The 22,375-nt window shown below is 59.2% G+C and carries 20 protein-coding genes; 10 read left to right on the top strand and 10 right to left on the bottom strand.

The annotated features are described in order from the left end of the window. Window positions 1–161 precede the first annotated feature (161 nt). Entirely contained in the window at window positions 162–1,553 is a 1,392-nt protein-coding gene (locus DFR38_RS16195; protein ID WP_110313627.1) for a tryptophanase, read from the top strand. Between the two features lie 61 nt (window positions 1,554–1,614). Here DFR38_RS16195 and DFR38_RS16190 read toward each other — a convergent pair whose 3' ends face one another. From DFR38_RS16190 to ccoN, 7 genes are all read right to left on the bottom strand, one after another. Next, window positions 1,615–2,022, bottom strand: a complete 408-nt coding sequence (locus tag DFR38_RS16190) for a YbaY family lipoprotein (protein WP_059285221.1) — start codon at window positions 2,020–2,022, stop codon at window positions 1,615–1,617. Next, the gene (locus DFR38_RS16185; RefSeq protein WP_059285220.1) at window positions 2,019–2,546 is read right to left on the bottom strand and encodes a FixH family protein; all 528 of its coding nucleotides are present in this window, start codon (window positions 2,544–2,546) and stop codon (window positions 2,019–2,021) included. The genes DFR38_RS16190 and DFR38_RS16185 overlap by 4 nt, the downstream gene beginning before the upstream one ends. A gap of 3 nt (window positions 2,547–2,549) precedes the next feature. Beyond that, on the bottom strand, window positions 2,550–3,995 hold the full coding sequence (gene ccoG, locus DFR38_RS16180; RefSeq protein ID WP_059285219.1) for a cytochrome c oxidase accessory protein CcoG: 1,446 nt from the start codon (window positions 3,993–3,995) through the stop codon (window positions 2,550–2,552). Window positions 3,996–4,142: 147 nt separating this feature from the next. Next, a complete protein-coding gene (gene ccoP / locus DFR38_RS16175) occupies window positions 4,143–5,069 on the bottom strand; it encodes a cytochrome-c oxidase, cbb3-type subunit III (protein WP_059285218.1) in 927 nt (308 codons plus the stop codon). Next, on the bottom strand, window positions 5,066–5,260 hold the full coding sequence (locus tag DFR38_RS16170; protein ID WP_045845631.1) for a cbb3-type cytochrome oxidase subunit 3: 195 nt from the start codon (window positions 5,258–5,260) through the stop codon (window positions 5,066–5,068). The genes ccoP and DFR38_RS16170 overlap by 4 nt, the downstream gene beginning before the upstream one ends. A 3-nt stretch (window positions 5,261–5,263) precedes the next feature. Next, the gene (ccoO, locus tag DFR38_RS16165; RefSeq protein WP_059285217.1) at window positions 5,264–5,878 is read right to left on the bottom strand and encodes a cytochrome-c oxidase, cbb3-type subunit II; all 615 of its coding nucleotides are present in this window, start codon (window positions 5,876–5,878) and stop codon (window positions 5,264–5,266) included. 20 nt (window positions 5,879–5,898) lie between these two features. Next, window positions 5,899–7,326: a cytochrome-c oxidase, cbb3-type subunit I gene (ccoN, locus tag DFR38_RS16160; RefSeq protein ID WP_059285216.1), complete on the bottom strand. Its 1,428-nt coding sequence runs from the start codon at window positions 7,324–7,326 to the stop codon at window positions 5,899–5,901. A gap of 456 nt (window positions 7,327–7,782) precedes the next feature. On the opposite strand from ccoN, the gene DFR38_RS16155 reads away from it, so the two are divergent. The 8 genes from DFR38_RS16155 to DFR38_RS16120 all read left to right on the top strand — a co-directional run bounded on the left by DFR38_RS16155 (window position 7,783) and on the right by DFR38_RS16120 (window position 18,456). Then, window positions 7,783–9,564 carry a M61 family metallopeptidase gene (locus DFR38_RS16155; RefSeq protein ID WP_059285215.1) on the top strand — a complete coding sequence of 594 codons (1,782 nt, stop codon included), beginning with the start codon at window positions 7,783–7,785 and terminating at the stop codon, window positions 9,562–9,564. Window positions 9,565–9,675: 111 nt separating this feature from the next. Further along, window positions 9,676–12,300: an aminopeptidase N gene (gene pepN / locus DFR38_RS16150; protein ID WP_059285214.1), complete on the top strand. Its 2,625-nt coding sequence runs from the start codon at window positions 9,676–9,678 to the stop codon at window positions 12,298–12,300. A gap of 138 nt (window positions 12,301–12,438) precedes the next feature. Further along, a complete protein-coding gene (locus tag DFR38_RS16145) occupies window positions 12,439–13,359 on the top strand; it encodes an alpha/beta fold hydrolase (protein ID WP_059285213.1) in 921 nt (306 codons plus the stop codon). A gap of 64 nt (window positions 13,360–13,423) precedes the next feature. Further along, complete coding sequence (locus DFR38_RS16140; protein WP_059285223.1) at window positions 13,424–14,071, top strand: 2OG-Fe(II) oxygenase; 648 nt, start codon at window positions 13,424–13,426, stop codon at window positions 14,069–14,071. A 60-nt stretch (window positions 14,072–14,131) separates the two neighbouring features. After that, window positions 14,132–15,232: a chorismate synthase gene (gene aroC / locus DFR38_RS16135; protein WP_059285212.1), complete on the top strand. Its 1,101-nt coding sequence runs from the start codon at window positions 14,132–14,134 to the stop codon at window positions 15,230–15,232. A gap of 36 nt (window positions 15,233–15,268) precedes the next feature. Next, complete coding sequence (locus DFR38_RS16130; RefSeq protein WP_233170542.1) at window positions 15,269–16,708, top strand: EAL and HDOD domain-containing protein; 1,440 nt, start codon at window positions 15,269–15,271, stop codon at window positions 16,706–16,708. A gap of 285 nt (window positions 16,709–16,993) precedes the next feature. Continuing rightward, window positions 16,994–17,230 (top strand): acyl carrier protein, encoded by a 237-nt coding sequence (locus DFR38_RS16125; RefSeq protein WP_059285210.1) that lies wholly within the window; start codon window positions 16,994–16,996, stop codon window positions 17,228–17,230. Continuing rightward, on the top strand, window positions 17,227–18,456 hold the full coding sequence (locus DFR38_RS16120; protein ID WP_059285209.1) for a beta-ketoacyl-[acyl-carrier-protein] synthase family protein: 1,230 nt from the start codon (window positions 17,227–17,229) through the stop codon (window positions 18,454–18,456). The genes DFR38_RS16125 and DFR38_RS16120 overlap by 4 nt, the downstream gene beginning before the upstream one ends. A 151-nt stretch (window positions 18,457–18,607) precedes the next feature. Here the strand turns inward: DFR38_RS16120 and alkB are convergent, their stop codons facing one another. The 3 genes from alkB to DFR38_RS16105 form a co-directional block, all read right to left on the bottom strand. Continuing rightward, complete coding sequence (gene alkB, locus DFR38_RS16115; protein ID WP_110313626.1) at window positions 18,608–19,249, bottom strand: DNA oxidative demethylase AlkB; 642 nt, start codon at window positions 19,247–19,249, stop codon at window positions 18,608–18,610. A 21-nt stretch (window positions 19,250–19,270) separates the two neighbouring features. Next, window positions 19,271–20,344 (bottom strand): bifunctional DNA-binding transcriptional regulator/O6-methylguanine-DNA methyltransferase Ada, encoded by a 1,074-nt coding sequence (gene ada, locus DFR38_RS16110; protein ID WP_059285208.1) that lies wholly within the window; start codon window positions 20,342–20,344, stop codon window positions 19,271–19,273. Between the two features lie 172 nt (window positions 20,345–20,516). After that, window positions 20,517–21,539, bottom strand: a complete 1,023-nt coding sequence (locus DFR38_RS16105) for a porin (protein WP_059285207.1) — start codon at window positions 21,537–21,539, stop codon at window positions 20,517–20,519. Between the two features lie 243 nt (window positions 21,540–21,782). Between DFR38_RS16105 and DFR38_RS21080 the strand changes: the two genes are divergently transcribed. Then, a complete protein-coding gene (locus DFR38_RS21080; protein WP_146215994.1) occupies window positions 21,783–21,977 on the top strand; it encodes a hypothetical protein in 195 nt (64 codons plus the stop codon). Window positions 21,978–22,375: the final 398 nt, after the last annotated feature.

The following is a 22,375-nucleotide window of genomic DNA, read 5'->3' as shown; positions in this document are numbered from 1 at the left end:
GTCGTTGATCTCCCCACGTAGCGGCCCCGCGCCGGCTGCGTTCTGTTGTATTCATTCTTTCATTCTGAATTGACAGCTTTGGCCTTGTTGCGTCCAGACCCACTGCCCTGGCGGTAGTCGTCTGTGGCTTATGCATGCGGCCAGGGCAGGGAGTATCACGCATGGCACGTCGCATTCCTGAACCGTTCCGCATCAAGATGGTGGAACCGATCAAGCAAACCACCCCCGAATACCGCCGCCGCGCGCTGGCTGAAGCAGGCTGGAATCCTTTCCTGCTGCGCGCTGAAGACGTCTATATCGACCTGCTGACCGACAGCGGCACCGGTGCCATGTCGGACCGGCAATGGGCCGGTCTGATGCTGGGGGACGAAGCCTATGCCGGCAGCCGCAATTATTTTCACCTGGCCGACACGGTCAGGGAGTTGTTTGGCTACCAGCACACCATTCCTACCCATCAGGGCCGTGGGGCGGAGCAGATTCTCTTCCCCGAGTTGGTCAAGCGCTGCCGTGGCAGTCAGCCAGTGTTTATTTCCAATTACCATTTTGATACCACCAAGGCGCATGTCGAAATTGCCGGCGCCCGTGCCATCAATGTGCTGACGCCGCAGGCGCTGGATACCGAAACCGCTTACGACTGGAAAGGCGATTTCGACCTGCCGCGGCTGGCCGAGGTCATTGCCAGCGAAGGGGCGGAGAATATTGCCGGGCTGATCATTACCGTGACCTGCAATAGCGCTGGCGGCCAGCCGGTGTCGATGCCGAATATGCGTGCTGCCAGTGCACTGGCACGCCAGCACGGTATCCCGGTGATTATCGATGCGGCGCGCTTTGCCGAAAATGCCTGGTTTATCCGCCAGCGCGATCCCGACTATGCCGGCCAGTCCATTGAAGCCATCGTGCTGGAAATGTTCAGTTATGGCGACATGCTGACCATGTCGGCCAAGAAGGACGGGCTGGTGAATATTGGCGGCTTGTGCTGCTTCAAGGATGATGCCGATCTCTGCCGGGCGGTGCAGGTGCGCTGTGTGCCGATGGAAGGTTTTGTCACCTATGGCGGCCTGGCCGGGCGTGATATGGAGGCGCTGGCCATCGGTTTGAAAGAGGGGCTGGACCCGGCTTATCTGAGCTATCGCATCAGCCAGGTGGAATATCTGGGCGAACGGCTGCGCGCAGGTGGTGTGCCCATCCAGTATCCGACTGGCGGCCATGCGGTATTTGTCGATGCCAAGCGCCTGTTGCCGCATATTCCTGCCGCACAGTTTCCGGCACATGTACTGGCTTGCGAGTTGTATCTGGAAGGTGGGGTGCGCGGAGTGGAAATCGGTTCGCTGCTGCTGGGGCGCAATCCGCAAACCGGCGAGCAGGAGGCATCGCCGCTGGAACTGTTGCGGCTGACCATTCCGCGTCGGGTGTATACCAACGACCACATGGACTATATCGCCGACTGCCTGATTGAAGTCCGGCAGCGCGCGGCCAGCATGCGTGGCCTGACCTTTGAATATGAACCGCCCATCCTGCGTCATTTCATGGCCAGGCTGAAGCCTCTGGCCTGATCGCTGTTGCCATAAAAAATGGCTGCCAAGTGGCAGCCATTTTTTTGTTCCCCTGGCGCGCTTACTTGATCAGCTCGACCTGCAGCTCGGGTGCGGCCGGGGAAAAGGCATTGATATGCCCACGGGTTTGCAAGCGCAGCTCTCCATCCACAAAGACTTGCGCCTGTACGCTGTAGTTGCCGCCGGTCTGAATGGCATGCTGGTCGTAGCACAGGGAAAAGTCCAGCGGGAAAGCCTTGGGCTTTTCCAGCGTCTGCTCTGCCAGCAGGCGGGCCGGTGCATCGGCCTGGGTGCTGTCATCGACCAGCCTTACCCGTACCAGCGTGGTGGCCAGTGGCAGCGACATGGGTTCTTTCAGCAGGACTTTGCCATTCAGATACTGCGGCTGGTAGCTTTTGCTGGCACAGCCAGCCAAGAGCAGCAGCAGGCCGGCTGCCAGCACACCACGCCGCGTGCTGCGGCCCATCATTCCGCCGCCTCCAGCTTGGGCTTGCCCAGCATCACCACCGGGCCTTGCTCCGGCTTCCATTCGGCCTGTACCCGCCACTGATTGCCTTTGTCTTCCAGCTGGGCATACCAGTGGTTGGCCTTGACCAGTTCCTTGCCAAAGCTGCCGCTGTACTGATTGGCGGCGATCTTGTGCAGGTCGGCGGCCACGTCGTAGTCATCCTGGGCCGGGTGAATCAGCTTCAGGGTCAGCACGTCCGGCAGCACCTGTTTGCTGGTGGTGTTGACGGTGATGCTGCGGCCATCGCTGCTGAACATGACCTGGGCGGTAATGCCCATGGCCGCAGCAGCCGTATCGCGGCGCAATTCCATATTGATGGCCTTGCCCTTGTTGTAGTAATCGTCGGTGACCAGGCCATCATCGGTCTTGATGGCGGTGGTGATGTAGAACGAACCGACGATGACGGCAGCCAGCGGAAAGCTGATCAAAAACCACACCCAGGGCTCTTTATACCAGGGGCGCGAAACAGGACTGCTCAGTTGCATGACTTACTCTCCGATGAAGCTGGATTTTTCTTCCACATGCAGAACCGGACTGCTGACGGTTTCTACCTTGAAGTGGATCTCGTGGCTGCCCTTGGTGGCAACCTGGGGATCGGCCTGCACGCGTACGCCGAAGCTTTCGGTTTCAGTTGCCTTCACCCTCAGGTGCTTGCTGTCGCTTTCCAGCTTCAGGTCGGGCATGCCGTCTACCGAGATTTTAAACTCCTGATCGCGTTCTGTGGTGTTGATGATCTTGATAATGTAGGCATTTTCCAGCAGGCCGGCATCGGTCTCCTTCACCAGCGAGGCGCGGTCACGCAGGATGTCCACCTTGAAGGGCTTGCGCATGGCTAGCGAGCCCAGTGCGGCACCCAGCACGATCAGCAGCACCACCGTGTACATGATCACGCGCGGGCGGCGCAGGTGTTTGACGATGTCCTTTTCCGGGTATTTGCCTTCCAGTGCGTTTTCCGTGGTGTAGCGGATCAGGCCACGCGGATAGCCCACCTTGTCCATCACCTCGTCGCAGGCGTCGATACAGGCGGCACAGCCGATGCACTCATATTGCAAGCCATTGCGGATGTCGATGCCAACCGGGCAGACCTGGACGCAGATGCCGCAGTTGACACAGGAGCCAAGGCCCTGCTGTTTGAAGTCGACGCCTTTCTTGCGGGCACCACGCGGCTCGCCGCGGGCTTCGTCATAGGAAATGATCAGGGTGTCGGCATCGAACATCACGCTCTGGAAGCGGGCATAGGGGCACATGTATTTGCACACTTGCTCGCGCATGAAGCCGGCCAGCAGATAGGTGAAGCCGGCGTAGAAGAAGATCCAGAAGCTTTCCCACGGGCCATAGTCGAAGGTGGGCATGGCCTTGACCAGGTCGCGGATGGGGGTGAAGTAACCCACCAGCGAGAAGCCGGTCCACAGGCAGAACAGAATCATCAGGCCGTGCTTGGTCAGTTTCAGCCGCGCTTTACGCAAGCTCATCGGCTCCTTGTCCAGCTTGATGCGCTTGTTGCGGTCGCCTTCCACCAGCTGTTCAATCCACAGCATGATTTCGGTGTAGACGGTTTGCGGACAGGAGTAGCCGCACCACAGGCGGCCGGCAATGGTGGTCCACACAAACAGGCCAAAGGCGCAGCTCATCAGCAGGGCGGCGAGGTAGACGAAGTCCTGCGGCCAGATGGTGAGGCCGAAGATGAAAAACTTGCGGTTCACCATGTCGAAGAATACGGCCTGGCGACCATTCCAGTTCAGCCACGGCAGACCAAGGAAGGCGAGCTGGGTGCCGAGTACGAAAAGAATGCGCCAGTTGTTGAAAATCCCCTTGACGCTACGCGGGTAGATCTTTTTTTGTGCCTCGTACAAGGACACGGTTTCCTGAGCGGCCTTGGGGGAGGGGGGGGTGTGTTCTACTTTGACCGGTATATCTTTAAGCGAATCAGACATGGTGTTTCCCTGAAGAGGATTTCGCAAAGTTCACTCTCAACATGGACTTTGCGCAAGCCTCTTGCCAGCCTTTTCATTATATCAAAATATATACTAAATGTCATAAAGCATACTGCCCGCTTGCGCGGGCAGTATGTCGGCTAAGGCTTACTGCGCCTTGGCGTTATTGGACAGACCCCATACATAGGCGGCCAGCAAGTGAACCTTGGCATCGCCCAGGAAGTCCTTCCAGGCAGGCATCTGGTTGTTGCGACCATTGGTGATGGTCTCGATGATGGTCTTTTCAGTACCACCGTACAGCCAGTTTCCGCTCGGGTGAGTCAGGTTCGGTGCACCCAGTTGCTGGTTGCCCTTGCCATCCGGACCGTGGCAGGCCGCGCAGATGGTGGCAAAGGTTTCCTTGCCGCGTGCGGCGCGTTCGGCATCAAACTTCTTCTTCTGTACCGACAGCGACAGCACGTAGTTGGCGACATCCTTGACCTTCTCTTCACCCAGTACCGAACCCCAGGCCGGCATCTGGCCATGACGACCATTCAGGATGGTGGTTTCGATGGTCTTGGGATCACCACCATACAGCCAGTCGTGGTTGACCAGGTTGGGGAAGCCCTTGGCACCGCGTGCATCAGAGCCGTGGCACTGTACGCAGTAGGTCTGGAACAGGCGTTTGCCCATTTCCTGTGCCTTGGGATCGGCCGCAACGGTTTTCAGGTCTTCTTTCAGGTACTTGTCATACAGCGGCTGATACTTGGCTTCGGCCTGTGCGCGTTCTTCCTTGTACTGACCTACGGAAGTCCAGCCACGAATGCCTTGCCATTTGCCCAGGCCCGGGTAGAGCACCAGGTAGCAGGCACCGAAGATCAGCGTGATGTAGAACATCAGCATCCACCAGCGCGGCAGCGGATGGTTGTATTCCTCCAGATCGCCATCCCACACGTGGCCCATGGTCTTGACCTGCTCACCCTTGTTGACCGTAGTCTTGGATTGGGTGAACAACAGCAGGGACAGACCAACAAAACCTGCAACCACGATGGCCGTGATCCAGATGCCCCAGAAATCGCTTACGAAATCACTCATTGTTTTGCTCCGTTAGAAGCCGACTCATGGTTATCGGCCTCCTGCACCTTGTCGTCGTCGAGAAAGGGCACATTGGCCGCTTCATCGTACCGGTTCTTTGAGCGCCTGCTGTAGGCAATGAACAACACCAGAATGAAGAAGGTGAAGCACATTACGGTAAAGGCAGAGCGCCCAATCGTTACCCAGTCCATGACTTAGCGAACGTTCTTCAGTGCAAGACCCAAGCCCTGCAGGTATGCAATCAGGGCATCCATTTCCGACTTGCCTTCGACCTGAGCCTTGGCTTCGGCGATATCCTTGTCGGTATACGGAACGCCTACGCTGCGCAGCGCTTCCATTTTCTTCGGCATGATTTCGGCGTCAGCCAGGTTCTTGGACAGCCACGGGAAAGCCGGCATGTTGGATTCCGGTACCACGTCACGCGGATTGGTCAGGTGAACACGGTGCCATTCGTCGGAATAGCGACCGCCCACACGGGCCAGGTCCGGACCGGTACGCTTGGAGCCCCACTGGAAGGGGTGGTCGTACACCGACTCGCCCGCAACGGAGTAGTGACCATAACGCTCGGTTTCGGCGCGGAAGGGACGGATCATCTGGGAGTGGCAGTTGTAGCAGCCTTCACGGATGTAGATGTCACGGCCGGCCAGCTGCAGTGCGGTATAAGGCTTGACGCCTGCAACCGGCTGGGTCGTGGACTTCTGGAATGCCAGCGGCAGGATTTCCACCAGGCCGGCAAAGCTGATCACGATCAGCGTGAACACGATGAGATAACCTACGTGTTCTTCAATCAGTTTCTGGATCTTTTCCATGTTCTTCTACCTTTATCCGCTTAAGCGTGAGCCGATGCGTTAACAGCCGGGATCTTGGCGTCAACAGCGCGGCCACCAGCTACGGTGCGGAAGGTGTTGTAGGCCATCAGCAGCATACCGCTCAGGTACAGCGTACCACCCAGGAAACGTACGAAGTGGTAGGGGTACGTTGCTTTTACGGCTTCAACAAAGGCGTAAGTCAGGGTGCCGTCGGCATTCAGGGCACGCCACATCAGGCCCTGGGTCACGCCGGAGATCCACAGTGCGGCGATGTACAGCACCACGCCCACGGTAGCCAGCCAGAAGTGAGCCTCGATCAGCTTGGTGCTGTGCATGGATTCACGACCGAACAGACGCGGCAGCAGGTAGTACATGGAACCGATGGTGATGAAGCCTACCCAGCCCAGGGCGCCGGAGTGCACGTGACCGATGGTCCAGTCAGTGTAGTGCGACAGGGCGTTGACGGTCTTGATGGACATCATCGGGCCTTCGAAGGTGGACATACCGTAGAAGGACAGGGAAACCACCAGGAACTTCAGTACCGGATCGGTACGCAGTTTGTGCCATGCACCGGACAGGGTCATGATGCCGTTGATCATGCCACCCCAGCTCGGAGCCAGCAGCACCAGGGAGAACACCATGCCCAGCGACTGGGTCCAGTCAGGCAGGGCAGTGTAGTGCAAGTGGTGAGGACCGGCCCACATATAGGTGAAGATCAGTGCCCAGAAGTGCACAACCGACAGGCGGTAGGAGTAAACCGGACGGCCAGCCTGCTTCGGCACGAAGTAGTACATCATGCCCAGGAAGGCAGCGGTCAGGAAGAAGCCTACGGCGTTATGGCCATACCACCATTGCACCATGGCATCCACGGCACCGGCATACACGGAGTAGGACTTGGTCAGGGAGACCGGTACGAAGGCGCTGTTGACGATGTGCAGCAGGGCTACCGCCAGGATGAACGCACCATAGAACCAGTTGGCTACATAGATGTGCTTGACCTTGCGGATAGCGATGGTGCCGAAGAACACGATGGCATACACCACCCAGGTCACGGCGATCATCAGCTTGATCGGCCATTCCAGTTCGGCGTATTCCTTGCCGAAGGTGTAACCCAGCGGCAGGGTGATGGCAGCCAGGACGATGATCAGCTGCCATGCCCAGAAGGTAAAGGCGGCCAGCTTGTCCGAGATGAGTCGTACGTTACAGGTGCGCTGCACGACGTAGTAGGAAGTGGCAAACAGGCCGCAACCGCCAAAGGCGAAAATCACGGCGTTGGTGTGCAGCGGGCGCAGACGACCAAAGTGGAACCAGGGCCCAAAATTGAGCTCCGGCCACACCAATTGGGCCGCAATGATGACGCCCACCAGCATGCCTACAATGCCCCAGACTACGGTCATGATGGCAAACTGGCGCACCACCTTATAGTTATAAGTGGATTGCGTTTCCATTTAGGGTTTTCTCCAAGGTTGCTAACTTAGAACGTGACAAACCATGGCGACTTGATTTCCTGCCTACTGCCCCAAGCTGTAGTTGGCGGGAAAGCCGCAGGGGAATCTGATCAATTACAGATTAGTAAAGCGTTTGACCCGTGCTGACAATTTGCTGCCAAAAAAACTTGGCAGATCATGTCAGGCACACGCTTTTTCCCCATTTATTCAGCGAAGCATTCTAAAGCAAATACCCATGACGGGCCAGTTGATTAGTATGCTCGCGGGATTTTTACGTCCACCATTTTCTTGATTTCAAGCGAGCTGGCAGCAGGTGCTGAACCTGATGCCGCTTACTGGGGATTATATTGTCATGCCTGTGCAAGCCCTTGACTTAGGTCAAATCGCCATCTGCCACGACGACGGTATGACCCCGGTGCTAGAATCTGCTGTTTTCGCCCCCTCCTCAGGCAGATCATGACCTCACCTGTTCACTATTCCATCCGTCCGTGCTCACCGCAAAGCCATTGCTTCGAGATTACGCTCAAAGTTGCCAAGCCTGCCAAGAAGGGGCAGGTGTTCACTTTGCCGGCGTGGATTCCGGGCAGTTATCTGATTCGTGAGTTTTCCCGGCATATCGTCAGCATTCAAGCGAGCAGTGCTGGCAAAGAGGTTGGGCTGTGCAAGCTGGACAAACACACTTGGCAGGCCGAGCCGGTGGCTGGCAGCCTGACGCTGGTGTATCAGGTCTATGCCTATGATCTGTCCGTGCGCGGTGCCTACCTGGATGAGGAGCGTGGCTTCTTCAATGCCAGCAGTGTTTTCCTGGCCGTGGAGGGGTATGAGTCGGTGGCCTGCACGGTGGAAATCCGTGCGCCCAAGGGCAAGGCATTTGCCGACTGGAAAGTGGCCAGCAGCCTGCCGGCAGTGGAGACCGACCGCAATGGTTTCGGCCTGTACCGTGCTGGCGATTACGATGAGCTGCTGGATCACCCGGTGGAGCTGGGGGCCTTCCATTCAGTCAGCTTCAAGGCTTGCGGCGTGCCGCACCAGTTTGTGGTGTCCGGCCGTTTCCGTGGCGACCTCAAGCGTCTGGCGCGTGACACCAAGAAGATCTGTGAATATCAGATCAAGCTGTTTGGTACGCCCGCACCTTTTGAGCGTTATGTCTTCATGCTGTATGTCGGCAAGGATATTTATGGCGGACTGGAGCATCGTGCCTCGACTGCGCTGGTCGCCAACCGTGACGATCTGCCGCAAACAGCAGACCAGGCCATCTCCGATGGCTATCTCAAGCTGCTGGGGCTGATCAGCCACGAATACTTCCACAGCTGGAATGTAAAACGGATAAAACCCGCCGCCTTCAGCCCCTACGACCTTAGCCGCGAGGGCTATACTCGCCTGCTGTGGGCATTCGAAGGCATTACCTCTTATTACGATGATCTCACCCTGCTGCGCTGCGGCCTGATCGACAGCAAGCGCTACCTTGGCCTGCTGGCGCAGACCATCAGCGGGGTGGAGCGAGGTGCCGGCCGCCTCAAGCAGACGCTGGAGGAATCCAGCTTTGATGCCTGGACCAAGTATTACCGGCAAGATGAAAACAGCCCCAACAGCATAGTCAGCTACTACACCAAGGGGTCGCTGGCGGCGCTGGCGCTGGACCTGACCATCCGTCAGCAGACCGACGGCCGTCAGTCGCTGGATGACGTGATGCGTGCGCTGTGGCATAAGTGGCAGACCGATGGCCGCGGGCTGGCAGAGGACGAGTGGGAGCAGATTGCCCAGCAGGTCACCGGGCTGGACTTGCAAGCCTTCTTCGACAGCGCCTTGCGCTCCACTGCCGATCTTCCCCTGGCCGATTTGCTGGCAACGCAAGGGCTGGACATGTGCTGGGACTACGCGGATCATGCCGGCGATGCTGGTGGCATCGGCCCGGTGGCGGCAGACCGCCAACCGCGGGCCAGCCTTGGTGTGAAGACTGCGGCCGACCCATTGGGCCTGCGGCTGGTCAACGTGCTGGATGGCGGCGCTGCCCAGCAGGCAGGGCTGGCTGGCGGCGATATCCTGATTGCACTGGATGGCCTGAAAGTGACGGAGCTGGACAAGATGCTGGCACGCTATGGCGTGGGGGAAACCGTTACCCTGCATCTGTTCCGCCGTGATGAGCTGCTGGTGCGCGAGGCCAGCTTGCAAGCGTCCCCACGGACCTGCTGCCGATTGCAGCAGCGGGCTGAGGACGCCGGCTGGCTGCGAGGCTGATGCATCAGTGACCCGATAGTGCACCCATCACCGGACCGGGGCGGCGATCCCGCCCGGTTCATGAGCAAGACCGGATCAAGCCGGCAACGACTACTAATTAGAGAGAAGAACATGGCGCAGCAGCCTCAAGTCAACTATCTGAAAGACTATACCGTTCCCCCTTATCTGGTGGACCGGGTGGATTTGAAGTTTGATATCGAGGACGCGCAGACGCGTGTGCACTCGCGTCTGGTGATCAAGCGCAATGACAAGTCCACGGCGGCCAGTGCCCTGTGGCTGGACGGGTCGGCCCGGCTGCTCAGCCTGACGCTGGATGGCGAGCGGCTGGACCCCTCTGCGTATCAGCTGGCGGCCGACGGGGTGCTGATTCCGGCGGTACCCGACAGCTTTATCCTGGAAGTGGAAACCGAGCTTGAACCGGCGAGCAATACCAGCCTGATGGGCTTGTATGCTTCCAATGGCAATCTGTTTACCCAGTGCGAGCCGGAAGGCTTTCGCAAGATCACCTTCTATATGGACCGGCCCGATGTGATGGCCAAGTTCACCACCACCATCGTGGCTGACAAGCAGAAGTTTCCGGTGCTGCTGTCCAATGGCAACAAGGTGGGTGAGGGCGTGCTGGACAAGAAGCGCCACTGGGTGAAATGGGTCGACCCCTACCGCAAGCCGTCCTACCTGTTTGCCCTGGTTGCCGGCAAGCTGGTGGCTGCGCGTGACAAATTCATCACCCAGCGCGGACGCGCTGTGGCACTGGAGATCTGGACCGAGCCGGCCGATCAGGACAAGGTCGCCTTTGCCATGGGGGCGGTCAAGCGCGCCATGAAGTGGGACGAGCAGCGCTTTGGCCTGGAGTACGATCTGGACATCTACATGATCGTGGCGGTCAGCGATTTCAATATGGGGGCCATGGAAAACAAGGGCCTCAACATCTTCAATACCTCGGCCGTGCTGGCGCGCAAGGATACCCGCACCGATGCGGAATTCCAGCGCGTGGAAGCCATCATCGCCCACGAATATTTCCATAACTGGACTGGCAACCGTGTGACCTGCCGCGACTGGTTCCAGCTGTCCTTGAAAGAGGGCCTGACCGTATTTCGCGATCAGGAATTCAGCTCGGATCTGGGTAGCCGTGCGGTCAAGCGCATCGACGATGTCAAAAGCCTGCGCGCCTTGCAGTTCCCGGAAGATGCCGGCCCCACGGCGCATCCGATTCGTCCCGAATCCTATATCGAGATGAACAACTTCTACACCATGACGGTGTACGAAAAAGGGGCGGAAGTGGTCCGCATGTACCATACCCTGCTGGGGGAGGCCGGTTTCCGCAAGGGCATGGACCTGTATTTCAAACGGCATGACGGGCAGGCCGTCACCTGCGACGATTTCCGTGCCGCCATGGCCGATGCCAATGGCGTCGATCTTGGCCAGTTTGCCCTGTGGTATAGCCAGGCCGGCACCCCGCTATTGCAAGTCAGCAGCCGCTACGATGCGGCAGCGCGCCGCTATGCACTGACCGTTACCCAGTCCTGCCGGGCCATCACCGGCCAACCCGCACCACAGCCGCTGCACATCCCCCTGGCGCTGGGACTGGTGGGTAGTGACGGCAAGGATCTGCCGCTGCAGCTGGAAGGCGAGGAACAGGCACAGCTTGGTACGCGAGTGCTGGATGTCAAACAGGCTAGCCAGACATTTGTCTTCATCGATGTGCCGGAAGAGCCGGTGCCGTCATTGCTGCGCGGCTTTTCCGCGCCGGTCCGGCTGGAATACGACTGGCGTGATGAGCAGCTGGCCTTCCTCATGGCCAATGACAGCGACAGCTTTTGCCGCTGGGAGGCCGGGCAGAAGCTGGCAGAGCGCTTGTTCCGCCAGCTGATCGAAGCTGCGGCGCAGGGCAGGGCGCTGACCCTGCCGGAGACCTTTGTCGCGGCCTTCCGGGCGGTATTGAAGGACCCGCTGGCCGATCCGGCCTTCAAGGCCATGATGCTGGGCTTGCCGTCGGAAGCGGAAATGCTGGAAATGGTGGAGCAGGCCGATCCGGCCATCATTCACCAGGTACGTGATTTCGTGCTCGACCACCTGGCCGAGGCGCTGCGTGGCGAGTGGCACGAGGCTTATCACCTGAACCAGACCCGTGAATACAAGCCGGAAGACGCTGGCCGGCGCGATCTGAAAAACCGTGCCTTGCAGATGCTGACCCGGCTGAACGTGGCCTGGCCGGCCGAAGCCGCCCGCAAGCAGGCGCTGGAAGCGGACAATATGTCGGATCAGATGGGCGCCATGCTGGCGCTGCGCGATCACGATGGCGAAGAGCGCGACGAGTGCTATACCGACTTCGCCGCCCGCTGGCAGCACGATGCCCTGGTCATGGACAAGTTCTTCATGCTGGTGGCCTCCAGCCAGCTGGAAGGCACGCTGGATCATGTCCGCGCCGCCATGGAGCATCCGGCATTCAATTTGAAGAACCCCAACAAGGCGCGCGCGCTGATTGGCAGCTTTGGCAATAATATGGCGCACTTCCATGCCGCCGATGGTAGCGGTTACCGCTTCCTGGCCGAGCAGGTGCTGGCGCTGGATGCCATCAATCCCCAAGTGGCCAGCCGTATCGTGCGCGCCTTCAATCGCTGGAAGAAGCTGGAGCCGGGCCGTCAGGCGCTGATGCGGGCCGAACTGGAGCGTCTGTTGGCGGCCTCCCTGTCCAACGATGTCTACGAGATTGTCTACAAGAATCTCAATGCCTGAGCAGACTGACGCGGGAAGAAACAACGGGTCGCCACGGCGGCCCGTTTTTCATTGAGCGAGCGTATAGAAGATTGACCTGCAGCCGGACTTGCCTTAATCATACGGTCGTTTGCTTGGTGGATTGGCAAGGCGGGAGCAATGGCGGAAAAACAGCAGCAGGACATGTATGTGGAGGTCGCGCAGCAGCGGCTGTACCTGCGGCGCATCTGGCGCGTGGCAGACGGACCACCGGTATTGCTGGTGCATGGTGTCATGGCCGATGGCCGGATTTTCTACAGCGACAGCGGCAAGGGGCTGGCCCATTTCCTGGCCGATGCCGGCTACGATGTGTTTGTGGCCGATTTGCGTGGCCGTGGCCGCAGTACACCCAAAATCGACGCCAGCTCACGCCATGGTCAAACCGAAATCATTTGTCAGGACCTGCCGGCGCTGCATGCGGCCATCTACCAGCTCAAGGGCGGTCAGCGCCTGCACTGGATGGCGCATTCCTGGGGAGGCGTACACATGAGCAGTTGCTTGTTACGTTACCCGCAGCTGGCCGCACAAGTGGCCAGCCTGGTGTACTTCGGCAGCAAACGCAGCATCGCCGTGCGCAATCTGCGCAAATGGCTGGAGGTCGACCTGATCTGGAATATCGTCGCGCGCTGGCTGATCCGTTGCTATGGCTACCTGCCGGCCAGACGCATTGGCCTGGGGGCGGACGATGAAACCGAGAAAAGCCATCGCCAGAGCAAGCGCTGGGCCAAGCTGCGCCCCTGGGTGGATAGTGATGACGGCTTCGATTACGGCGCGGCCGCCCGCCATGTCTCCTTGCCACCCGCCCTGTATTTTGCGGCCCGCAACGATCCCTGCCGTGGCCATGTCGACGATGTGCGCCGCTTTCGCGACGAGTCCGGCCCGCATTTGTCGCGCTTGCGCTTGCTTGGGCGGGCTGTCGGACACTGGCATGACTACGACCATGTATCCTTGCTGACCCACCCCGATGCACCGGCCGACCATTTCCCACTGGTACTCGACTGGCTGCGGGGCCGGCATGACAAGGTTATCGAAAACCACTGACAAAAATCATGCCGCCAGCCAAGCGGCTGTGGTAGAACAGCCGCCTCTAGTGGAGAATGCCGCCATGACGCAAGTGACAGACTTATCCCCAGCCAAGCTGGATGCCATTATTGATACCCTTGCCGAGCAAGGCTGGGTGGTCGATCACACCCTGTTCGGTGCCGAAGACATCCTCCGCCTGCAGCAATGCTGTCTGGCGCAGTGGAATGAAGGACGGTTTCATGAGGCCGCCGTCGGCCGGGCCGACCAGCAAGGACGACGCAGTGAAATCCGTTCCGACTCGGTATTGTGGCTGGAGCCGCAGGATGCCGAGCCGGCCATAGCCCATTATTTTGCCACCCTCGATCAAGTGCGCCACGCGGTGAATCAGGCCTTTTATCTGGGGCTGGACGATCTGGAATCACATTTCGCCGTTTATCCGCCGGGCAGCTTCTACAAGAAACACCTGGATCGCTTTCGCGACGATGACGCCCGCGCCCTGACCGCCGTGTTGTATCTGAATGAAGACTGGCCCGCCGATGCCGGTGGCCAGATGCGCCTGTACCTGGATGATGAATGCAGCCGCTGGCTGGATGTTGCACCGCAGGCCGGCACGCTGGTGTTATTCCTGTCTGACCGTTTCTGGCACGAAGTCTTGCCGGCCTCGCAGCAGCGCTTGTCGGTCACCGGCTGGTTCCGCCGGCGTCCGACCGGACTCGCTTGGTCGTCGTAGACGGGTTTTGCCGTGCTAGAATCAGGCCAAACCAGATGAAATGACAAGGGACGAATCAAGATGTCAGGCAACACCATGGGGCTGCTGTTTACCGTAACTTCCTTTGGCGAAAGCCACGGGCCGGCCATCGGCTGCGTGGTGGACGGCTGCCCGCCGGGCCTGGCCATCAGTGCCGAGGACATCCAGCAGGAACTGGACCGGCGCAAACCCGGCACCAGCCGACATGTCACCCAGCGGCGCGAGCCGGATGCGGTGGAAATCCTCTCTGGCGTTTACGAAGGCAAGACCACCGGTACGCCGATTGCCCTGCTGATCCGCAATACCGACCAGCGCTCCAAGGACTACGGCAATATCGCCGACACCTTCCGTCCCGGTCATGCCGACTACACCTACTGGCACAAATATGGCGTACGCGACCCGCGCGGCGGTGGCCGTTCCAGTGCCCGCGAAACTGCCGTGCGTGTGGCGGCGGGGGCCATTGCCAAAAAGTGGCTGCGTGAGCGTTATGGCATTGTGATCCGTGGCCACATGACCCAGATCGGCAATGTGGAAATCCCCTTCAAGAGCTGGGATGTGGTCAACAGCAATCCATTCTTCGCCGCCGATGAAGCCGTGGTGCCGCAGCTGGAGGACTACATGGACTCCATCCGCAAGAGCCTGGACTCGGTGGGCGCCCGCTTGCGCGTGGTGGCGGAAAACGTGCCGGTGGGTTGGGGCGAGCCGGTATTCGACCGTCTGGATGCCGACATCGCCTATGCCATGATGAACATCAATGCCGTCAAGGGCGTGGAAATCGGCGCCGGTTTTGCCAGCGTCAGCCAGCGCGGCAGCGAGCATGGCGACGAGCTGACACCGCAAGGTTTTGCCAGCAATCACGCCGGCGGCATTCTGGGGGGTATTTCCACCGGGCAGGATATCGAAGTATCGATGGCGATCAAGCCGACCTCATCCATTGCCCAGCCGCGCCGCTCCATCGACCGCCAGGGCAATCCCATCATGATGGAAACCCATGGCCGCCATGACCCGTGTGTCGGCATTCGTGCCACGCCGATTGCCGAAGCCATGCTGGCACTGGTGCTGATCGACCATGCCTTGCGCCACCGCGCCCAATGTGGCGATGTGCTGGTGGATACTCCAAAAATACCGGGCCGAATCGACTAAACTGCACAGAGGCTGTCCGTCCTGCAGCCGGGTGTCATGAGAGAGCGAACCATGTTGAAAAACCTGATTGGCGGTTTGGCCGGTCGTCTGAAAAAAAATGAAGAAAGTCAGGCCGACGAAATCGCTGCTGTTGAAAAAGAATTGGAAGCTTCGCCGGTAAAGCGCGTGGTAGAGCCGGAAACGGTCGACCAGTTGCCGCCGACCCTCGGCTTCGTCACCCACCAGCCGGTCATGGACCGGCAGCACCGTGTGGTGGCCTACGAGTTTTTCGTCAAATCCGGCGCGGCCGCCAAGGGCAGCAAGCATCAGGATTTTGATCGCCTGATGCTGACCACGCTGCAAAACATGGAAGTGTTCCGCCTGCTGGCCTATCGGCGCGCACTGGTTCACATTTCCATCAGCTCGCTGTCCGAGCCACTGCTGCTGCAGATGCCGGCCAAGAGCGTGATCTTCGTGCTGGAACCGGACCCGAACGAGCCGGTCACCGCCGAAGTGATGCAGGTGCTGGACGAGCTGCGCATCAAGGGCCTGCGTTTTGCCATCGAACCGGCGGCCTTCGATGCCCAGGTCCTGGTGGAACGATTGCAGCCGGAACTGTTCAATCGCATGGATTTCATGCTGCTGGACTTCTCCGCGCCCTCTACCCGCGTACTGGCTCCCATCCTGGACCAGCTGCCGCGCCGCTATCCCAATGCGCGCTGGATGGCACGCAATGTCGGCACTGCCGAAGACCTGGATGTTTGCCTGCGCGCGCCGGGCAGCAATCGCTTTGCCCTGTTCCACGGTCCGTTCATCGCCACGGTGCGCAGCCTGGAGAGCGGCAAGGTGGACAGCAACCAGACCCGCGTCCTGCAGATCATGCGCATGTTGCGTGCCAACGCCGAGCCTCGTGAACTCGAGGCGCAGTTCAAGCTGGACTCGGTCTTGCTGTTCAAGCTGCTGCGCTTCATCAATTCACCGGTGAATGGCCTGGCGCGCAAGGTCCAGACCATCGAGGAAACCCTGCTGTTGCTGGGGCGTGAAACCCTGTTCAAATGGCTGTCCATGCTGCTGTTTACCGCCAAGAAGGAAGACGGTACCGCACTGGCCTTGCTGGAAAAGTCACTGATTCGTGCCCGTTTCCTGGAGCGGCTGGGGGGCTATCGCGGCAACAAGCTGGAGGCCGAGCATCTGTTTCTGACCGGCATGTTCTCGCTGCTGGACGTATTGCTCAACCAGCCCTTCCCCGATGTGCTGGACCCGCTGGAGCTGCCGCCCACGGTGCGCGACGCAGTGGTGGAGAACAAAGGCATGTTCAGTCCCTACCTGGCACTGGCTCTGGCCTGTGAACAGGGAGACGACCAGCGCATCAACGCCCTGTGCAAAGTGCTTAATTTCGAAGTGGAACATGCCTGTCGTTATTACATCGATTCGGTAGTGTGGGCGCAGGAAGTATTGCGCGAAAGCGACGTCCACAACGACGTGGAAGCCGTTTGAGGCGGCGACGGCAACTGCGTGGGCAATCTGGCCAGCGCCCGGGTGCTGGCTTTTTACATTGTTGCGCGACAATTTGTAACAGCAATATAGTGTGGTCCCGGTATGCTTGCCGACGGGGATGACGATGCATGTTTTTTCAACATGGGGCATCGCTGTCAACAACCGGCATAAAACTCGACAATAAACACTATAAATTCCCATCAGGCGCAGGCATACAATAGCGCCTCATGAAAAAATAACCCCCGCCACGGTCCAGGTGCCTGACTGTGCGGGCAAGGCAGCGTGATGAATACTATCGAGCAGATCAAGCAAGTCATTGTGGAAAAATTTGGTGTGAACGCCGACGAAGTCCAGGCGGAACGCCCGCTGGGCGAATATGGCCTGGATTCGCTGGGGCAGATCGAACTGCTGTTTGCCATCGAAGAGCACTTCGAAGTTTCCATTCCAGAAGAAGAAGCCCACGTTGCCAACTTGCAGGAACTGGCCAATCTGGTGGACCGCTTCAAGGCGGAAAAGGCATGAAGACTGCCGTTGCCATTACCGGGATAGGCCTGATTTCGCCTCTGGGCAATCAGGTAGAGGCGGTTTTTTCCCGGCTGATGGCCGGTGAGTCGGGCATTCGGCTGCTCGATGCAGAGGTAACCGGCTGCAAGCCGGCCGTGGTCGGCGCCGCCGAATTCGACCCGGCTCCGTGGTTTACCCGTTTGCAGCTGTCCGGGGTGGATCGTGTCAGCCAGATGGCGGTGGCTGCCGCCACGCTGGCGCTGGAAGATGCCGCGCTGACGCTGCCCGCAGAGCGGGAGCAAGTGGGTGTGTATGTCGGCTGTGCGATGGGCGGCAGCAGCGCGCTGGACAAGGGCTTCCATAACTTTTATGCCGAAAAGTCGCGGGTATCGCCGCTGTCGGTCATCGCCAGCATGGCCAATGCCCCGGCAGGGCATATCAGCATGCGTTTCGGTATTACCGGCCCCTCGGTCAATTATTCGGTGGCTTGTGCTTCGTCCGCCATTGCGCTGGGCGAAGCCATGCGCGCCATCCGTCATGGTGAAATCACCCATGCCATCGCCGGTGGTGCCGAGGCCATGTTGCTGCCGGGCATCATCAATGCCTGGCAATCCATGCAGGTACTGGCCAGCACCGCTGGCGAGCACCCGGAGCAGGCCTGCCGTCCTTATGACAAGGAGCGTAGCGGGCTGGTGCTGGCAGAAGGCGCGGCCTTCCTGATTCTGGAAGGGCTGGACGCTGCGCTGGCGCGTGGTGCGCGTATCTATGCCACGCTGGATGGCTATGCCTGCCGCAGCGATGCCACGCACATCACCAAACCGGATGTTGGCGGGCAGGTGCGTACCATGCGCGCCGCGCTGGCGGATGCTGGCCTGAGCGCCGGACAGATCGGCTATTGCAATAGCCATGGTACGGCAACCCAGGTGGGGGATGTGGTCGAATGCCAGGCCTTGCAGAGCATCTGGGGGGAAGATACCCCAGGCTTGCAAGTGAGTGCCACCAAGTCCATGCATGGTCATTTGCTGGGCGCGACCGGCGGCTTGGAAACCGCCATCACCGCATTGGTGCTATACCATCAGCAAGTGCCACCCACGGCCAACTGCCGGCAGCTGGATGAAAACTGCCGCGTGCAACATGTACTGGGCAAGGGCGTGGCGGCTCCGGACCTGCAGGCGGCCATCAGCAATTCCTTTGCCTTTGGCGGCAGTAACGCCAGCCTGGTATTGCAACGCCATCAGGCTTGATGCCTGCCTGTCAGTCTCCTCCCGGACTTTGCATGGTTCGGTGGCGGAGGAGGTAAACAGCAAACCCGGCCAGGCCGGGTTTTTTCATGTCTGCGTCCGCCGCGTCGGGCTGAACTTGCTCCACTTTGCTGGCGCACGGCTTGATGGGTGGTCAGGCGCAACGAAAGGTCAGGCTGATGCGCCGGCTGCCCAGCAGCGGGTGCCAGCCATCCGCCAGTGGCATGATGCCGTGAAAGCACAGGCGGGCCGGGCCACCAAATACCAGCACATCGCCATGGCGCAGTACTATTTTCTGATGGGCTGACTGACGCTGCGCCCCTCCCAGCATGAAACGTGCCGCTAATCCCAGCGACAGGGTGACAATGGGCTGCGTGAAATCGCGTTCATCCCGGTCCTGATGCAAGGACATGCGGCTACCCGGCTCATAGCAATTGATCAGGCAGGCGTTGCTGTGGAAGTCGGCAAAGCCGGCGGTCGCCGCCCATGTCCCAGCCAGATCGGCTAGCAAAGGGGGCAGCGCAGGCCAGGGCAGGCCGCTGGCCGGATCCTGGCCGCTGTAGCGATAGCCGCGCTGATCACTGATCCAGCCCAGTTGGCCGCAATTGCTCATGGCCACCGACATGGTATGGCCGCCGGGTGTCTGCATGCGGCGCAAGGGTGCTTGCTGCAGTACCCTTTCCACCGCCTGCCAGATGGCATCTTGCTGTGCCAGGGCCTGACCGGCCAGCAGGGTGGCGCCCGGTGCCAGCAACCGTGGCGGGCTGAGCAGACTGTCCGGAAACAGATCATCCATGGAGAGGGATTGCCTGTGTAGTCATGATTGCTCCTTATCCAGCAGTGCCTGTTTGCGCGCGATACCCCAGCGGTAGCCTGAGAGCTGACCATCCTGGCGTACCACCCGATGGCAGGGAATGGCCACGGCCAGCACATTGGCCGCACAAGCCTGCGCCACTGCGCGCACGGCGCTGGGGCTGCCGATTCGTGCTGCCACCTCGCTATAACTCAGCGTTTGTCCTGGTGGAATCTCACGCAGCGCCTGCCATACACGCTGCTGAAACGCCGTGCCGCGAATATCCAGCGGCAACGGCAAGCCCTGGCGCGGATTGTCGATCAAACCGATGACCAGAGCCACTTGCTGTTCGAAAACAGGGTCGGCGCCGATCAGCTGGGCTTGTGGAAACTGGTCCTGCAGCTGCTGCAGTAATTGCTCCGCTTGTTCCCCCAGCAAGATGGCACAAATGCCTTTATCGCTTTGTGCCACCAGAATGGCCCCCAGTGAGCATTGGCCAATGGCGAAATGCATCACCGCCTGTTTGCCGCCAGCCCGGTAGCTGCGTGGAGTCATACCGAGCACTTGCGCGGCTTCGGCATAAAAACGGCTGCTGGACTGATAACCGGCGGCATAGATGGCATGGGTGATGCTGGCGGCGCTGCCAAGTTGCTGTTGCAGCCTTTGCTGGCGTGCTGCCATGGCATAGCCGCGTGGAGTCAGGCCGGTGGCGGCCTTGAATAGCCGGTGAAAGTGATAGCGGCTCATGCCCGCTTCATCTGCCAGCTGTTGCAGATCCAGAGGCTGCTCTGCGGCGGTGATGCGTTTGCACACTGCCTCAATCAGCGCGGCCTGGCGCTGTCTAGGCGATTGCTGGTGTGGGGTGCAGCGCAGACAGGGGCGGTAGCCGGCTTGCTCGGCCGCCGCGCAATCAGCAAAGAAATGCACGTTGTGCGGTCTGGGCTGCCGCGCCGGACAGCTGGCGCGGCAATACACGCCAGTGCTGGCCACGCCATAGACAAAGCACTCGTCTGCCGCGTGATTGCGTTGCAGCACATCCTGCCAGCGCGGATCGCTGCTGACCAGTTCGGCATGTTGTTGCTGTTTGCGGCTGACCATGGCGGGCTCGATTCATCAGGGAGATGGCTGACTGTAGCGCCAGCAAGCCGGTCTGACACCACGCTGCTTGCTCCCGAATTCTAGCAGTGTTGGCAACGCAAGCCTGGACGTTGACATAAAAAAAGCCTGCGCAAGCAGGCTTGAGAAGGATGTCACTGACTTGCGAAAAGACTTAGAAGCTCTTGGACAGACCAATCAGCTCGCCATTGCGGGCGCTGCCACCGGCTTGCGGCTTGTCATGTGACAGCTCGACATAAGCCATGGTGTGCTTGCTCAGATTGTAGTGCAGCAGCAGGTTGACGTATTTTTCCGTACCTTGCACCAGCGCCGGAGAATTGTCCTTGCGTACCCCGGTTTGCAGGCCCAGCTGCGTATTGCCGATGGTGTAGTAGGCGTACAGCGAAGTGGCATTGATCACGCTGTCATCAGCCAGCTTGTTACGCTGGTATTCCACCGCCAGTTCCAGCGCATCGATCGGCTTGTAATTGGCAGTCAGGTGCAACTGACGGTTGCTGCCCAGCTGGTTGATGTTGGTGGCATTGCTGTTGGTGGTATTGCTGGATGCGCCGTAGTTGGCGGAAACCGTCCAGTTGCTCCCACTGAAGCCGGCCAGTACCGAATAATGGTTGGTGCCACTGCTGGTGCTGGTCTTGTTTTCATCAGTCGAGAATTGCACCCCGCCGTAGAAGCCACCCAGATCGCCTGGCAGATCGTAACGCACCATATTGTTACCGGTCACGCCATAGTACCAGCCCAGGTGGTTGTCCGGGCCGGCCCAGACGCTGTAGTCAAATTTGCCGTCTTCCACGTTGCCGGTACCCTTGCCGGCGCGAATCATACCGAAGCTGCCCTTCAGGCCGACAAAGCTGTCATCGCTGGCAAAGGTATTGGCCTGCTTGCCCATTTCGTCGTAACCGCTGCCGGTGGGCGAGAAACGGTTATTCACCTGGAAGATGGCGCTCAAGCCATTGCCCAGATTTTCTTCGCCATTGAAGTTGATCTGGCCGCGACCCGCCACATTGGTGGTGGACACTGGAGCGGGATTGGTGGTGTAGCCCCAGGCATTGTTGGCCGCGCCGTTGTACTGCAGCACGCCGGCACGGACAAAACCGGAAATGGTGACCCCGGCATCATCGGCATGGGCGTAACCGGCGCAGGCGGCCATCACGGCCAGCGCAATATACTTGCTTTGCATGTTGTCTTCTCCAATTGTCTCGTTTTGTTGTTTTGCTACTTGTGCGGCAGATCGCCTCAGTATTTCTGGCAGCTTCTGGCGCTGTAGAAAGCAGGGATATTGTTAATTTCTGTGTTATTTGCGGTCAAACGCATTCTTTGTAACGGAAACACTACATTTTGATGTGTTCTTGTGTAGTAATTAAACTACATGAAATTTGAGTGGCAAATAGGCTTTGCTAAGTATTTATTACTAGAAAATTGCATGAATCAGCTGCTGCCTGCATTAAATCACCATGTTGGCAAAGTGCAACGTATTGGCATTTTCTGTCTCATTTTGGGTTTTTTGAGGTTTTATGCTGCAGGTGCACATGAAGAGAATGGCTGGGATGGGTCTGCAATTGACCAGCTTGAACGGCTGAGTGCAGAGACTGCTTCGGTATGTGGCAGGGGAGAATGAGTTTGTGCTGACCATATGCCATGGCCAGGAAGGTCAAAACAAACCATTCGGCGTCGTAAACCGCAGCGCGTGCCGCAAGGTGGTGCATGCTTGCTCCGGTGCAGTGCCAATCTGCAGCCTGCCATGCATGCGTGTATTCCTGGTGGTTTTGCGCAATAAAATTGCGCAACGGATGGTGCGGCCAAAATAGTCTGACCTGGATGCGTGGTGATGCCGCGTGGCGGGGAATGAGCTTGCCCGGACAGGCCGTGGCGGCGGCAGTGTGCAGCCCGCGCCGCCTGCTTGGCTTGAAGGCTGCATGGCTGTGGCAGGCAACAAAAAAGCCCTTGATTGCTCAAGGGCTTAAGTGTTTGGTCTGGCGGAGAGGGAGGGATTCCGAAATTTATCGCATAAATCCC

The sequence above is a fragment of the Aquitalea magnusonii genome (genome assembly GCF_003202035.1).
Classification (GTDB): domain Bacteria; phylum Pseudomonadota; class Gammaproteobacteria; order Burkholderiales; family Chromobacteriaceae; genus Aquitalea; species Aquitalea magnusonii.
This window is presented reverse-complemented; position numbering and strand designations above follow the sequence as displayed.